Raw genomic sequence first — 14,555 nt, forward strand, 5'->3', positions numbered from 1 at the left:
CGGGGGCATCGTCTAGCGGCAGTACTCTTTCAACAGGGCAATGGCATCGGGTTTTAACTGATAAAGATAGACTGGCCTGCCGGTGGTACCGTACAGAATGCGGGTGCCGAGAATGCCGCTCTCCGCCAAATAAATCAGATATTTACGGCAGGATACACGTGAAATTCCGATGGCGTTGGCCAGATTATCAGTCGAAAACTCCCCGTCGTGCTGTTGCTCAATCCATTCACACACCGTACTCAGCGTGATGCTGGTGAGCCCCTTTGGCAGTTTTTTCCCTTCGCTGCTGCTGGGTTGACGACGTAACAGGCTGTCGACATCGCTCTGCGAGAATTCGCGCTGCGCCAGGATCTGCGACTGTTGCTGGTAGTTGCTCAACGCCTCTTTGAAACGCCCAAACTGGAAAGGTTTGATCAGATAATCCACCACGCCGTAGTGCAAAGCCCGTTGCACTGTATCCACGTCGCTGGCGGAAGAAATGATGATGACGTCGGTTTTTTCACCCAGCTCTCGCAGGCCGGGCAGCAAGTCCAGCCCGTTTTCCTGCTGCATATAAATATCCAACAACACCAGATCGATACTGACTTCGGCGTCGGCCAGCAGCGCGCGCGCCTGCGCCAGGGTGGCAACCGTCGCCTGACAGTGAAAACCGCTCACCTGACTCAGGTAGTATTTGTTTAACTCCGCCACCATCGGGTCGTCGTCGATAATCAATACGTTAATCATGGTTCAGCCCTTGGCCTGATAGGGAATATGGACAAAGAACTGGGTCAGCTCACCCGGTTCAGATTCAAAATCAATGCTGCCGCCCAGTTTCTCCAGGCTGCTGCGGATCAGCGCCAGGCCGATACCGCGCCCCGGTCCCTTGGTGGAAACGCCCTGTTCAAAAATACGAGCGCCGAGAGCCGGATCAATACCGGGGCCGTCGTCGCTGACTATACAGTGTAAGTGATTCTCATTGTGATGAAAGCTCAGGTTGATCTCGTGCCCCTCAACGCTATCGATAGCGTCAATCGCATTGTCAATCAAATTGCCCAATACGCTGATCAGCACGTGAGTGGTTTCCGCATCGTCGGTTTCCGGCAGCAGGCTGGCCTCATCAATGGTCAGCTCAATACCAGCTTCATGGGCGCGGCTGATTTTGCCGATAAAGAAGCCCGCGACCTCCGGTGACTGGATTTTTCGCAGCAGTGCGCCGATCTCTTCCTGATAGGTGCTGGCGGTGTTGATGATGTAGTTTTCCAGTTGCTGATAAGCCTTCATGTGCAGCATGCCGAGGATCACATGCAGCTTGTTCATAAACTCATGCGACTGGACACGCAACGCATCAGCATAGTGCGCCATGCCGCTCAGGCACTGCACCAACTGGCTGATCTCGGTTTTATCGCGGAAGGTGGCGATAGCGCCAATTACCTGGCCTTTGACGATCACCGGCACGGTATTGGTCAGCAGTTCACTGCCGTTAAAGCTGATCTGCTGGTCACGCAGCGGTTTACCGCTGGCCAGCACCTCCGCCAGATGCAGTTGGGCCGGCCAATATTTGCTGGCAGACTCCAGCAGCAGATTTTCGAACGGCCCGTTCTGGCGCAGCAGACGTTTGGCTTCGTCGTTAACAATGGTAATACGTGACTGGTTATCGACCGCGATGACGCCTTCTTTAATCGATTGCAGCATGGCATTGCGCTGTTCAAACAGGTTGGAGATTTCGTAGGGTTCAAAGCCGAGCATGATGCGCTTCAGCGCCTTCACCAGGAAGAAGATGCCGAGTGTGCCAACCAGTGCGGCGAAGGCGAGGGTCCAGTAGATGATCCAGCGGCTTTCGTCCACCACCCGGTGGACGGTATCGAGCGCAATACCGAGTGCTACCACGCCAATCTGCCGCCGTTCGCTGTCGTAGACCGGGGCAAATACCCGTAGTGACGGCGCCAGCGCACCGCGATTGATGGCGCTGTTGGTTTCACCGTGCAGTGCCGGTTCCAAATCTTCACCGATAAAATGCTGGCCGATCAACCAGGGTTTGGGATGTGAGTAGCGTATGCCTTTCATGTCCACCACTACCACAAACAGTAATTCGTTTTGGTGGCGAACCTGCTCGGCGAAACGCTGGACCGCACCGCTGTGATCCTCCCGCAGCAGGCCGTCAACCACGTTGCTGGAGAGTGCCAGCGTTTCGGCAATCGCCATCGCCTTCTGGCGTTGCTGGTCTTGCCCTTGGTGACTCATCTGCACAAAAAACAGCGCATATACCACCAGCAGCACCGAAGCGACGATGGCAGACACCATCAGCGTGAGGGTAGTGCTGAGCTTCAGCGGTATCCGTTGTTTTGGCATGGCGGTTCTCCGAATGGGCCTGTCAGGATAATAGCGGGGAATGGAACGCAGGGCAGCGACCGGCAGCAGGTTATAACATGCCGCCGCCGGGGGAAGGATTATTTTAGTTACAAAAGAGAGCGTTCAGGGCTGATGGTAGATTTCCAGCGCCTGCTGGCCGCTGGCACCCTGATGGATGATCGCCATCAGCGCGCTAACCACTTTCGAGGGGTTACTGTGTTGATACACATTGCGGCCATACACCATACCGGATGCGCCCTGAGCCATCAGGGCGGCGGATTTTTCCAACACCGCGCCCAGTTCGCCTTTACCGCCGCCGCGTACCAGCGTTGGGCAACGCGCCGCTTCAACGATGCGGTGGAAGTCTTCCACCCGGTCGGTCGGATCGGCTTTGATGATGTCGGCGCCCAGTTCACGTGCCAGGCGCACCAATGGCACCATTTTTTCTACGTCGCCCAGCGAACCGTAGGCCGCGCCCTGACCGGCCGGCGCCATAACCAGCGGTTCAATCATTAGCGGCATGGCGTAGCGGTCGCAGACATGGCGCAGGCGACCGATATTCTCGACACATTGACGAAAAATGCCCGGTTCATCGGGGATCAGATACAGGTTAACCACCACTGCGGCCGCATCCATCTGCAGCGCCGCGAGGATCGGGGCCTCCGGGTTATGCAGCACCGCCCACATTTCACGGTGGCGCGCGGCGTTATAGGCATTACCGACGTCGGTACGCATCACCAGTGCCGGCTTATCGCGTTGCGTTGCGCGTTGCAGCAAATCCGCCTGACCGTAGTTGACCTGAATGGCGTCGGGCCGGGCGACGATCAGGCTGTCCATCACCTGTTCGATATCCTCCAGGCCGATTAAAAAGTCCGGTTCATTGGCAATGCCATGATCAATCGCCACGTCGAGGCATTTGCCGTTATTAAACAGCCGGTTCATCCGTACCTTATTGCTGAGCTGCATGTCAGATCCTCCTGAAAATACATGTTCATTCAGTATTGTCGAGTAACGCAGGGGATGAAACCGCGGATCCGCAAACTGCGTGCTCGCTCGCACATTTATTGAGAATTCGCAGTGCCATTTTTCATCGCCGCAGGGTGTTGCCGGCAGTTGAACGCACTTAAGTCACGAACTCGTTGGTGACTTTTGCGCCATTTGTTAGATCCGTGTCATGTTTTTGTTACTTGCCCATTCCAAAACGCATGTTTCGCTTGTTTGAGTTAAAAAGTTTCAATAATCTCAATTATGAAATAAACATTTGATAATGACTGGGTGGCTTAAATGCCTTGAGAGAGTGTTTATTTTAAGGTGTTGTTTTTAATCTATTTTGAGACATTGATCAAAGTTTTACACACCACCTGAATACGGTGAAAAAGCGATAAATCTGCCGTATCAAAGGGATAACACCGACCGGATTGTTGTTTGAATGTAAAAAATATTTTTCATTAGCTGTCAAATCAACAGGCCTCTTCACTCTAACAATTAAAGGGTACAGAACATGAAGCTGAAGAAACTGATCGTCACCTCGGTATTGATGTGCATGTTGCCGGCCAGCGTGTTGGCAAAAGACATCAAAATCGGCGTTTCAATGGCTGCTTTCGATGACAATTTCCTCACCATCCTGCGCCAGTCAATGCAGAGCAAAATGAAACAGGACGGCAACGTCAGTGGTCAATTTGAAGATGCAAAAGGGGATATCGCCCAGCAGATCCAACAGGTTGAGAACTTTGTCAGCCAGGGTGTAGACGCCATCATCCTCAACCCGGTCGATACCCAGGGCGTGAAGCCGATGATCAAACTGGCGGAAAACGCCAAGATCCCGCTGGTGTTCGTCAACCGCCGCCCGGAAATCAAGCTGCCAGCGGGCATGGCCTATGTCGGTTCGGACTCCAAACTGGCCGGCAAGCTGCAGATGGAAGAGTTGGCCAAGCTGATGAACGGCAAGGGCAACGTGATGATCCTGATGGGGGAATTGTCCAATGAAGCGACCCGCGACCGCACACGCGGCGTGGAAGAGGTGGCAGCCAAGTATCCGGGCATCAAAATCCTCGACAAACAAACCGCCAAGTGGGGCCGTAAAGAAGCCGTCGACATTACCACCGACTGGGCGCTGACTGGGCAGCAGATTGATGCCATCGCCTCCAACAACGACGAGATGGCAATTGGTGCCATTCTGGCGCTGAAGCAAGCGAAGAAAAGTGGCGTATTGGTGGCCGGCGTTGATGGCACCCCGGATGCACTGGAATACATCAAGAAGGGCGATCTGGCATTGAGCGTGTTCCAGGATGCCAAAGGGCAGGGCGAAGGTGCGGTGCAAACCGCCATTCAACTGGTAAAAGGCGAGAAGGTGGAAAGCAACGTCCTGATCCCGTATCAGCTGATCACCAAGGCCAACTATCAAGAGTTTGCCGACAAGAACAGAAAATAAGCGTTCAGGCAGCGCAGTTATATCCCTGCCGCCTTGACCCGGCAGGGATGCATTGACGAACGGCGGAGGTTATCAGTATGTATCCCTATGTTCTTGAGGCTGAAGGCATCAGTAAGCAGTTTCCCGGCGTGAAAGCGCTGGATAAAGTCTCAATTAAAATCAAACCAGGCAGCGTACACGCGTTAATGGGAGAAAACGGCGCGGGCAAATCCACGCTGATGAAATGTTTAATCGGTATTTATCACCCCGATGAAGGCACCATTAAAATAAAAGGCCAATCGGTGACCTTCAGTGACACGCTGCAGGCGCTGCATTCGGGTATTTCCATGATTCACCAGGAACTCAACCTGGTGCCTTATATGACGGTGGCGGAAAACATCTGGCTGGGTCGTGAACCGGCAAAGCTGGGCTTTGTTAATCATGACCAACTGAACAAGCAAACCCGCGAACTGCTGGTGCGGCTGAACATTAAACTCAAACCTGAGACGTTGGTCGGTGAACTGAGCATCGCCAACCAGCAAATGGTGGAGATTGCCAAGGCGGTATCCTACAACGCGGACGTGCTGATCATGGACGAACCGACCTCGGCACTGACCGAGGGCGAAGTGGTGCATTTGTTCGCCATCATTCGCGAACTGCGCGATCAGGGAAAAGGCATTATTTATATCAGCCACAAGATGGACGAAATTTTCGCCATCACCGATGAGGTGAGCATTTTCCGCGACGGCACCTTTATCGCCTGCGATAAAACCGAGAACCTGACCAAACAGTCGCTGATCACCATGATGGTGGGGCGCGAACTGACCCAGATGTTCCCCAAATTCAACAACAATATTGGCGAGGAAGTGCTGCGCGTCGAAGGGCTACGGCGTGCCGATTGGTTTCACGATATCTCGTTCAGCGTCAAGCGCGGCGAGATCCTCGGCGTCGCCGGGCTGGTGGGAGCCGGTCGCAGCGAAGTGATGGAAAGTTTGTTCGGCATGCACCCGGCGGACGGCGGCCACATCTTTATCGAGGGAAAGGCGGCCAAGGTGGACTCCCCCTCCAGGGCGATTGAACTCGGGCTGGCGTTCCTTACTGAAGACCGCAAAAAATCCGGACTGTTCCTGGTGTTGTCGGTGGTCGAGAACATGAGCATCGTCAACCTGTCGGAGTACATTGGCAAGAATGGCTTTGTCAGCCACGTGCAAATGGCCAAGGACTGCATGGAGCAGATCAAAAAGCTCAACATCAAAACCCCGACCATGGATCAAATCATCAATAACCTGAGCGGCGGTAATCAGCAGAAGGTCCTTATTGCCCGCTGGCTGCTGGCCCAGCCGAAAATACTGATCCTCGATGAACCAACACGCGGTATTGACGTGGGAGCGAAGGCGGAAATATATCGCCTGATCAGCGAACTGGCGAACCGTGGCGTCGCCATTATTTTGGTGTCATCGGAATTACCGGAAATTCTCGGCATGAGTGACCGGGTGATGGTGATGCACGGCGGCCGTATTACCGGCATTTTGGATAAAGAAGAAGCGGATCAGGAAACCATCCTGGCGCTGGCCTCTGAATAACGCAAAGGTGAATTCCCATGAGTAATGTAAAAGTTGAGAAGCCGCTTGCGGGTAAAGCGCCGCTGTTCGCCGGTCTGAGTGGTAAAATGCCGAAAGATACCGGCATCTTTATCGTGATGCTCGGCATCGCGCTGGTATTTGAAATTCTTGGCTGGTACATCCGCGACCAGTCCTTCCTGATGAACCCCAACCGTCTGCTGCTGATTGTGCTGCAGGTGGCGATTATCGGCATTATCGCGGTGGGGGTTACCCAGGTCATTATCACCACCGGTATTGACCTTTCCTCCGGTTCGCTGATTGCCTTGACCGCGGTAGTGGCGGCCAGCCTGGCACAAACGTCGGACAGCATTTCACCGATGTACCCGGCATTGCTCGACCTGCCGGCGGCGATCCCGATAGGCGCGGGGATCGGGGTGGGTATTATCTGCGGCTTTATCAATGGTTTCCTGATTACCCGCACCGGTATCCCACCTTTTATCGCGACTTTGGGCATGATGGTATCGGCACGCGGCCTGGCGCAGTATTACACTCAGGGTAACCCGATTAGCTTCCTGTCCGACGGCTTTACCTCAATCGGCCAGGGCGCGATGCCGGTGATCATCTTCCTGGTAGTTGCGGTGATCTTCCACATCGCACTGAAGCACACCCGCTACGGCAAATACATCTACGCCATCGGTGGCAACATGACGTCGGCCAGGGTGTCCGGCATTAACGTCAATAAGTACCTGGTGACGGTCTATACCATTGCCGGCGGCCTGGCAGGCTTGGCAGGCGTGGTATTGGCGGCGCGCGTCAGCAGCGGCCAGTCGAGCATGGGGATGTCCTACGAACTGGACGCCATCGCGGCGGCGGTGATCGGCGGCAGCAGCCTGATGGGCGGCGTCGGGCGTATTACCGGCACCTTGATTGGCGCGGTGATCCTCGGGCTGATTAAAAGCGGTTTCACCTTTATCGGCGTGGACTCTTACATTCAGGACATTATCAAAGGCGTGATTATCGTCGCCGCGGTGTCTATCGATATGCACCGTAACCGTAAAAAACACTGATTGCCGTAAAACTCCGCCGGTGCATCTTGCCCGGCGGTTTTTTTTATCTCAGGGGATCATCATGAAATACATAAAAAGAATCGTGCTGGTGGCGGCGCTGAGCTGTTCCACCTCGGTGCTGGCGGAAACCATCGGCGTGTCGATGGCCTATTTCGACCAGAACTTCCTGACCATCATTCGCCATTCGATCGACAAAGAGGCCAAGGTGCGTGGTATCGGCGTGCAGTTCGAAGATGCCCGCGGCGATGTTGGCCGTCAGACCGATCAGGTGCAGAACTTTATCAACGCCGGGGTGGACGCGATTATTGTCGACCCGGTCAACTCGGCGGGTACGCCCGCTATCACTAAAATGGTGACTCAAGCGGGTATTCCGCTGGTGTATGTGAACCGCACGCCGGGCGACAGCAAGCTGCCTTCCGGCGTGGTGTTTGTTGGTTCCGACGAGAGGCAGTCCGGCACCTTGCAGATGGAAGAGCTGGCACGGCTGGCCAACTACCAGGGCAATGTAGCGGTGATGATCGGTAACCTGACCGATGCCGGTGCACTGCAACGTACCAAGGATGTAGAGCAGGTGGTGGCTAAGTACCCAAAAATGAAGGTCGTGCAAAAGCAGAGCGCCAACTATTCGCGCAGCGAGGGGATGGATCTGATGCTGAATTGGGTCACCAACGGTGAGTCTATCGATATCGTCGCTGCCAATAATGACGAGATGGCGATTGGCGCGATCATGGCGTTGCAGCAGGCCGGTAAACAGGACAGCAAGGTGTTGATTGGTGGCATCGACGCCACGCCGGACGGCCTGAAGGCGTTAGCTTCCGGCAAGATGCAGGTGACGGTATTTCAGGATGCCGTTGGTCAGGGTAAAGCCTCGGTTGACGTGGCGCAGCGCATGATCAAAGGCGAAAAACTGGATCCTTACTACTGGATCCCGTTTGAACTGGTGACCCCGGCCAATATGCAAAAGTACGTGGCGAAATAGCCAGAGTTTTACAGCTTGGTAATGGCGCGGCATGCAGCGCCATTTTTCCTCAACATGTTAAAAGCGTGATTAACCCTCACAGTGAAGAAAGATGCTGCCGCACGATCTCACGGCCGATCTCCAGCGAGGCGGTTGCCGCCGGGGAGGGCGCATTGCAAACATGCAGCGAGCGGCGGCCTTTCACAAAATGGAAGTCGTCCACCAGTTTGCCGTCGGCGGTCAGGGCCTGAGCACGAACGCCGGCCGGACCGGGCTGAATGTCTTCCGGTTGCAGTTCGGGGATCAACCGACGCGCATTTTCGGTAAAGCGCTGCCGTGACAGGGAACGCCGGACTTCTGCCAACCCTTCCCCCAGATAGTTACCGGCAATTTTCCAGAACCCCCGATAGCCGAGCACTTCGCTCAGATCCCGCAGGCTGAAGTCACATTTGCGATAACCTTCACGTTTGAATGCCAGTACCGCATTGGGGCCAACGTCACGCTTACCGTTATACATACGGGTGAAATGCACGCCGAGGAACGGAAAGTCCGGGTTGGGCACCGGGTAGATCAGGTGATTCACCAGATAGTTTTTCTCGTCGTTCAGCACGTAATACTCTCCACGGAACGGCACGATCTTCATGCCCGTCTGGTAACCGGCCAGGGCGGCGATGCGGTCACTGAACAGACCGGCGCAGTTAACCAACCATTTGGCCTGATACTGCGTGTGCTGCGTGCGAATGCTGACGTCGTCACTGCTTTCGCTGATGCCCTCGACCTGCTGCCCATAGTGGATCTCGCCACCGAGTTGCTGAATAATTTCCGCCAGCTTTGCCGCTACCTGGCTGTAATTGACGATACCGGCGTCCGGTACCAGCAGCGCCTCAAGCCCGTTGACGTGCGGTTCACGCTCCCTGAGCTGCGCCTGCGACAGTCGACTGACCGCCAACCCGTTTTGCAACCCGCGCTGATAGATATTCTCCAGTAAATCCAGTTCCTTCAACTGGGTCGCTACAATCACCTTGCCGCACTGGTCGTGATAGAGGTCGTGCTCGCGGCAGAAGGCGAACATGCTTTGGTTACCCAGCTTGGCCAGCTGCGCCTTCAGGCTGCCGGGAGCATAGTAAATGCCGGAATGCACCACGTTGCTGTTATGGCCGCTTTGGTGTGCCGCCGGGCCGCTCTCTTTTTCCAGTATCAGGATTTGCAGCGACGGGTTGGTTTCCTGTAGCGCATTGGCGACGCCCAACCCGACTAGACCGGCACCGATAATGATCACATCATGCATGGTTACCCTAACTCCTCATTATCCAGGCGGCGCAATTTGCCGCGTACGTTGCTGAGATGATTCTGCATGGCGGCAGTGGCTGCCGCCGGGTCACGAGCCTTGATCGCCAGAAGCACTCGCTGGTGTTCGTCGATCACCCGCTGGCGTTCGGCTTGCCGTCCCAGATTTTTGCTCAGTGAATACACCAGCACGCCCAGATACAGCTCGTGCATGTTATCCAAGATCTGGACGAAAAACGGGTTGTGTGAGGCCTGCATGATGGCGCGGTGGAACAGGTAATCCTGCTGGTGACCAATTAAGCCGTCGTCGAGGGTGCAGCGTTTGAAATCATTAAACGCCTGCTCAATCGCCTGTAAATCTGCGGCGGTATGGCGTTCGGCGGCCATGCGGGCCGCCTGTTGCTCAATGACTTCACGCATTTCCAGTAGCGCTTCCACCTCGTTGGGGTCGGCAATTTCCATCACCAGCGGCGGGTACTTGCTCAGCAATGAGTGTTGCTCAACCCGATGGCCGCCCCCCTGGCGTGAGGAGATAATTCCGCTGACCTCCAGTATGCCGAGCGCTTCTCGCACCGGTACCCGGCTGACGCCAAATGCCTCCGCCAGCGTGTTTTCCGACGGCAGCTTTTCCCCGACCGGGAAGGTGCCGTCGCTGATGCCTGCTTTCAACTGCGCCAATACCTGATGTGAGGCCTTCTGTCGCGTAACTTTATTGACCATTCAGCGCCCCCTGCGCAGTGCTCCGCCTGAAACGCAGCAGATGTACCGACGCCGCGGTGATAATCAGTGCCGCGCCGCCCAGATCGGTCAGCAGACCCGGTTTAATCAGCAGGATAGCCGCGACGGTGAACAGCACCCGCTCGAGCCAGTGGGTTTTCATCATCCAGAAATTGGCACTGGCGATCGACAGCGCATAAATCCCTACCAGTGCACTGATCACCATATGGATCACCGACAACGCGTTGAGATCGTCACCCTGCATCAGCAGCATCGGGTTGTAGACCAGAATAAACGGGATAATAAACCCCGGTAGCGCCAATCGCACCGCGTCCCAGGAGGTTTGCATCGGATCGGCGCGGGCGATACTGGCGGCGGTGTAACTGGCCAGTGCCACCGGCGGGGTAATGTTGGACAGGGCACCAAACCAGAACACAAAGAAGTGCGCCGCCAGTGGCATCACACCGGCCTTGATCAGGATCGGGGAAACGGTGACGGCCACCACGATGTACAAGGCGGTGGAGGGGAGACCCATGCTCAGCACGATACATACCAACATCACCACCAGCAGGATCATCCACAGGGTATTGTTGGTCATGGCGACTATGTTGAACGCCAGAGTCGAACCGATACCGGTCATGGTCACCACGCAGATAATCACCCCGATGGCGGCGCAGGCCACCGTCACCTGAATGGAGCCGCGCGCCGCTTCGTTCAGCGCGGTGGCGATTTTTTTCGGTGTCATGCGCACTGAAGTATCAGGGGTGATCCAACTGGCGACGATGATCGAAATAATGCCGAGGAACCCGGCGTAGATTGGCGTTTTACCTAGTAGCAGGGTGCCGATAACAATGATCAGCGGCAGTAACAGCAGGCCGCGTGCTTTCAGCACCGCCTTCACTTTTGGAATGTTTTCTTTGCTGATGCCTTTCAGGCCCTGCTTTTTGGCCTCCAGATCGATGGCGATAATCAACGCCGCGTAATACAGCAGCGCGGGGATGATGGCGGCCATCACGATGGTGGTGTAAGAAATGCCGAGGAAGCCAGCCATGATAAAGGCTGCCGCGCCCATAATCGGCGGCATGATCATCCCGCCAGTGGACGCGGTGGCTTCGACCGCACCGGCAAAGCGCGCCGACAGGCCGATACTTTTCATCAGCGGAATGGTGAAGGTGCCGGTGGTGGCGACGTTGGCCACCGCGCTGCCGCTCAGGGAGCCGGTCAACGCTGAAGAGATTACCGCAACCTGCGCCGGGCCACCTCGACGGCGGCCGGCGATCGCCAGCGCCAAATCGTTAAATAACGCGGTAGCACCGCTGACGCTGAGAAAAGCGCCAAACAGAATAAACACCACGATGGCGGTGGAGGCGGTGGACAGGGTGATGCCGAAGATCCCTTCACTGGTCATAAACAGCCGGTACAACAAGCGCTCGAACGAGAAGCCGCCGTGGCCAAAGATGCCCATAAAATACTGGCCGAACAGCGCGTAAATGATAGCGAAGGTCGCCAGCCCGGGGATGAAATAGCCGGTGGTGCGGCGCGCAGCTTCAAACAGGACGCCGATGCCGATCACTGCCATCACGTAGTCGGTGGTATTGGGAATGCTTTTTCGCACCACGTGCAAGTCCAGGTAGCTGGCGTAGAAATAGCCGTAGCTGACCAGCGTCAGGATGATAAACAGGTAGTCCCAACGGTTAAATTTGCTGGTGGCGTAGCGGGGTGACACCGGGAATAAAATAAAGCCCAGGATCAGGATGCCGCTAAGGAAGGTGGTATTGCGGTAAAACTCTTGGGTATTCGACAGCGCGTTGGCGTAAATGGCATAGACGGAAATCGCGATCGCCAACAGGGTGGCCAACTGCAAATAGATGCCGCTCAGCGGCCGGCTACCGGTTCCGGCTTCTTTATCCAGATCGACGGCTTCTTGCGGTGACAGGTTGTTAGTGCTCATACGGCCTCCTTATCGATTGGCGGTCAGCGTCGCCGCTTCCGGTGGGATCAGATAGTCGGGCACGCTGACCCCGGCCTCCAGATAATACTTGTAGGCGCCGAGGTGTAGCGGTACCGAGACCCCTTTCAGCGCGTTCTCGAGCGAAATGTATTTGGCGGCGCTGTGCACCTGATGCACCTCCGGCAGGTTTTCAAACAGGGTTTTGGTCAGGTCATACACCAGCTTTTCATCAAGGCCATTCAGGGTCACCAGGATATTGGGCTGGGCGATGGTGGACACCGCTTTACTCTGACGCGGGTAGGTATCGGCTTTGATATCAAAGCGGAACCAGGAGTTGGCGATGGTGTTGATGCTGGCCAGTTGTTCGTCGGTGACGTTGAGAATGCGCGAAGGCACGCCGCTGGCATACATGTCGGTTACCGCCGCCGCCGGGACTCCAGCGGGCAATGCGCCACCGTCGAGCCGCCCGTCGCGCATGGCCGAAACGGTGTCACCGTAGCCCAGGTACTCTGCCGTCAGCGATTTCTTGCTCAGGTTCACCCCCTGCAAAATGATCAGCGTCGACTGTTCGGTGCCGCTGGCCTGTGGCCCCACCGAGAAACGGGTCCCGGCGATATCGTTCAGCGTGCCGTCCTTCACTTTGTTTTCCAGCATCACAAAGTGTTCCACGTTCGGCCACAGCATGGAGATTGAACGCAGGTGGCTGTAGGCACGGCCTTCAAAATTACGGACCCCTTCATAAGCCTCGACGGCGATCAGGCTTTGCAGAATTGCCAGCTGTGCCTCGTTCTTTTGCAGCAGGTCGATATTTTCGATCGATCCGGCGGAGGACTGCCCACTGACCTGGATGCCGTTTTGCTTCAGACGGTTGCTCCAGACATTGGCCAGCCCGACGCCCATCGGATAGTAGGTTCCGCCGGTGGAGGCGGTGGCAACAGAAAGAAAGGTCTTGTCGGCATTTTCCACCTTACCGGCTATCGCCAGTGCAGCGGCGCCGACCATTGCACCTGCAATCAGTAACAGTTTGATTTTTCTATTTTTCATTATTTTCACCAAAGGTTTTTGAAACAAATAGAAAACATTTACGCAAACTTGTATACAACATTGCAGCTTTTTTCACCTAGCGGGCAGTGTTCGATTTGTGATCTGGGTGGGTGAAATGTGAGCGAAAAACTCGAGAGATAAAGCCGGGGGGATGGAGGAACCCCGTGACGGTCGCCACGGGGTGAAGGGCAAATTACCAGCCTTTAACCGCGTCGCCCTTGTAGATTTCGGCGGCGCTGGCGGCCACTTCGTCGGTCTGATAAGCCTTGACCAGATTTTTAACGTTTTCGTTGTTCTGGTTATCTACCCGGCTGGCGAAGATATTGACGTAGGGTGAGTTTTTGTCTTCAACAAACAGCCCGTCCCTGGCCGGCGTCAGACCGATCTGGCTGGAGTAATTGGTGTTGATAATCGCCAGTGCAACCTGTTTATCGTCCAGCGCGTGCGGCAACTGTGGCGCTTCGATCTCAACGATTTTCAATTTCTTCGGGTTACTGACGATATCCAGCGCCGTCGGCAGCAGCCCGACGCCGTCCTTCAGCCCGATCAGCCCCTGTTTTTGCAACAGCAGCAGTGAGCGGCCGAGATTGGTGGGATCATTCGGAACCGCGACCTGCGCGCCGTCCGGCAGTTGACTGAGGGCAGAGATTTTTTTCGAGTAACCGGCAATCGGATAAACGAAGGTGTTGCCTACTGCCACCAGTTTGTAGCCACGCTCCTGGATCTGTTTTTCCAGATAAGGCTTATGCTGGAAGGCGTTGATATCCAAATCGCCGTTATTCAACGCCTCATTGGGCAGCACGTAATCATTGAAGGTGACCACTTCCACATCCAAATCGTATTTTTGCTTGGCTACCTTCTGTACCACGGCCCACAGCGACTGATCGATGCCGGAACTGATACCGACCTTGATGTGGTGGTTGTCTTGTGCAGCCGGCCCACAGGCAGTCAGTAGCAGGGTGCTGGTTATTGCCAGCGTGGCGGCGAGTTTTTTCAGCGTCAAAGTCATTTCCCAGAGTCCTTGTCAAAATAGCCTGCTGGTTATTGCAGACTGAAGAGTGACAGTGACTCTAGATAATCGTCTGGCTAAAATAAAATACTGATTCACTATGATTAATAGCGATTTGCTATGAGCAGCATCCGCCCTGTTTGTGCCCTGATATTCAGTTTGTTTTGACGCCGGTTCCACCGGCTCATTATGATGGCGGAAAGCCCGAAAGGGGCGCGA

At 55.3% G+C, this 14,555-nt stretch carries 12 protein-coding genes; 4 read left to right on the forward strand and 8 right to left on the reverse strand.

The window, feature by feature from the left end:
* Positions 1–12: 12 nt before the first annotated feature.
* The 3 genes from dcuR to F8R23_RS01175 all read right to left on the reverse strand — a co-directional run bounded on the left by dcuR (position 13) and on the right by F8R23_RS01175 (position 3,297).
* A complete protein-coding gene (dcuR, locus tag F8R23_RS01165) occupies positions 13–726 on the reverse strand; it encodes a two-component system response regulator DcuR (protein ID WP_099062388.1) in 714 nt (237 codons plus the stop codon).
* Between the two features lie 3 nt (positions 727–729).
* On the reverse strand, positions 730–2,331 hold the full coding sequence (locus F8R23_RS01170; protein ID WP_151415155.1) for a sensor histidine kinase: 1,602 nt from the start codon (positions 2,329–2,331) through the stop codon (positions 730–732).
* Positions 2,332–2,454: 123 nt separating this feature from the next.
* Positions 2,455–3,297 (reverse strand): class I fructose-bisphosphate aldolase, encoded by an 843-nt coding sequence (locus F8R23_RS01175; protein ID WP_129938756.1) that lies wholly within the window; start codon positions 3,295–3,297, stop codon positions 2,455–2,457.
* A 535-nt stretch (positions 3,298–3,832) separates the two neighbouring features.
* Between F8R23_RS01175 and F8R23_RS01180 the strand changes: the two genes are divergently transcribed.
* The 4 genes from F8R23_RS01180 to F8R23_RS01195 all read left to right on the forward strand — a co-directional run bounded on the left by F8R23_RS01180 (position 3,833) and on the right by F8R23_RS01195 (position 8,349).
* On the forward strand, positions 3,833–4,762 hold the full coding sequence (locus tag F8R23_RS01180; protein WP_085116285.1) for a sugar ABC transporter substrate-binding protein: 930 nt from the start codon (positions 3,833–3,835) through the stop codon (positions 4,760–4,762).
* A gap of 77 nt (positions 4,763–4,839) precedes the next feature.
* The gene (locus tag F8R23_RS01185; RefSeq protein ID WP_129934935.1) at positions 4,840–6,324 is read left to right on the forward strand and encodes a sugar ABC transporter ATP-binding protein; all 1,485 of its coding nucleotides are present in this window, start codon (positions 4,840–4,842) and stop codon (positions 6,322–6,324) included.
* A gap of 17 nt (positions 6,325–6,341) precedes the next feature.
* Positions 6,342–7,370, forward strand: a complete 1,029-nt coding sequence (locus tag F8R23_RS01190; protein WP_112348103.1) for an ABC transporter permease — start codon at positions 6,342–6,344, stop codon at positions 7,368–7,370.
* A 61-nt stretch (positions 7,371–7,431) separates the two neighbouring features.
* The gene (locus F8R23_RS01195; RefSeq protein ID WP_129938755.1) at positions 7,432–8,349 is read left to right on the forward strand and encodes a sugar ABC transporter substrate-binding protein; all 918 of its coding nucleotides are present in this window, start codon (positions 7,432–7,434) and stop codon (positions 8,347–8,349) included.
* 76 nt (positions 8,350–8,425) lie between these two features.
* Here the strand turns inward: F8R23_RS01195 and lhgO are convergent, their stop codons facing one another.
* The 5 genes from lhgO to metQ all read right to left on the reverse strand — a co-directional run bounded on the left by lhgO (position 8,426) and on the right by metQ (position 14,336).
* Positions 8,426–9,616 (reverse strand): L-2-hydroxyglutarate oxidase, encoded by a 1,191-nt coding sequence (lhgO, locus tag F8R23_RS01200; protein ID WP_151415156.1) that lies wholly within the window; start codon positions 9,614–9,616, stop codon positions 8,426–8,428.
* 2 nt (positions 9,617–9,618) lie between these two features.
* Positions 9,619–10,335 carry a FadR/GntR family transcriptional regulator gene (locus tag F8R23_RS01205; RefSeq protein ID WP_129934932.1) on the reverse strand — a complete coding sequence of 239 codons (717 nt, stop codon included), beginning with the start codon at positions 10,333–10,335 and terminating at the stop codon, positions 9,619–9,621.
* Entirely contained in the window at positions 10,325–12,283 is a 1,959-nt protein-coding gene (locus F8R23_RS01210; RefSeq protein WP_129934931.1) for a TRAP transporter permease, read from the reverse strand. Before F8R23_RS01210 ends, F8R23_RS01205 begins: the two co-directional genes overlap by 11 nt.
* A gap of 9 nt (positions 12,284–12,292) precedes the next feature.
* The gene (locus F8R23_RS01215; protein WP_151415157.1) at positions 12,293–13,327 is read right to left on the reverse strand and encodes a TAXI family TRAP transporter solute-binding subunit; all 1,035 of its coding nucleotides are present in this window, start codon (positions 13,325–13,327) and stop codon (positions 12,293–12,295) included.
* Between the two features lie 193 nt (positions 13,328–13,520).
* The gene (gene metQ / locus F8R23_RS01220; RefSeq protein ID WP_129934929.1) at positions 13,521–14,336 is read right to left on the reverse strand and encodes a methionine ABC transporter substrate-binding lipoprotein MetQ; all 816 of its coding nucleotides are present in this window, start codon (positions 14,334–14,336) and stop codon (positions 13,521–13,523) included.
* Between the last annotated feature and the right edge of the window lie 219 nt (positions 14,337–14,555).

The sequence above is a fragment of the Serratia proteamaculans genome (genome assembly GCF_008830365.1).
GTDB lineage: Bacteria > Pseudomonadota > Gammaproteobacteria > Enterobacterales > Enterobacteriaceae > Serratia > Serratia proteamaculans.

Coding starts and splice junctions, on each gene's coding strand:
- dcuR (WP_099062388.1), bottom strand. CDS start 726: ATGATTAACGTATTGATTATCGACGACGACCCGATGGTGGCGGAGTTA.
- F8R23_RS01170 (WP_151415155.1), bottom strand. CDS start 2,331: ATGCCAAAACAACGGATACCGCTGAAGCTCAGCACTACCCTCACGCTG.
- F8R23_RS01175 (WP_129938756.1), bottom strand. CDS start 3,297: ATGCAGCTCAGCAATAAGGTACGGATGAACCGGCTGTTTAATAACGGC.
- F8R23_RS01180 (WP_085116285.1), top strand. CDS start 3,833: ATGAAGCTGAAGAAACTGATCGTCACCTCGGTATTGATGTGCATGTTG.
- F8R23_RS01185 (WP_129934935.1), top strand. CDS start 4,840: ATGTATCCCTATGTTCTTGAGGCTGAAGGCATCAGTAAGCAGTTTCCC.
- F8R23_RS01190 (WP_112348103.1), top strand. CDS start 6,342: ATGAGTAATGTAAAAGTTGAGAAGCCGCTTGCGGGTAAAGCGCCGCTG.
- F8R23_RS01195 (WP_129938755.1), top strand. CDS start 7,432: ATGAAATACATAAAAAGAATCGTGCTGGTGGCGGCGCTGAGCTGTTCC.
- lhgO (WP_151415156.1), bottom strand. CDS start 9,616: ATGCATGATGTGATCATTATCGGTGCCGGTCTAGTCGGGTTGGGCGTC.
- F8R23_RS01205 (WP_129934932.1), bottom strand. CDS start 10,335: ATGGTCAATAAAGTTACGCGACAGAAGGCCTCACATCAGGTATTGGCG.
- F8R23_RS01210 (WP_129934931.1), bottom strand. CDS start 12,283: ATGAGCACTAACAACCTGTCACCGCAAGAAGCCGTCGATCTGGATAAA.
- F8R23_RS01215 (WP_151415157.1), bottom strand. CDS start 13,327: ATGAAAAATAGAAAAATCAAACTGTTACTGATTGCAGGTGCAATGGTC.
- metQ (WP_129934929.1), bottom strand. CDS start 14,336: ATGACTTTGACGCTGAAAAAACTCGCCGCCACGCTGGCAATAACCAGC.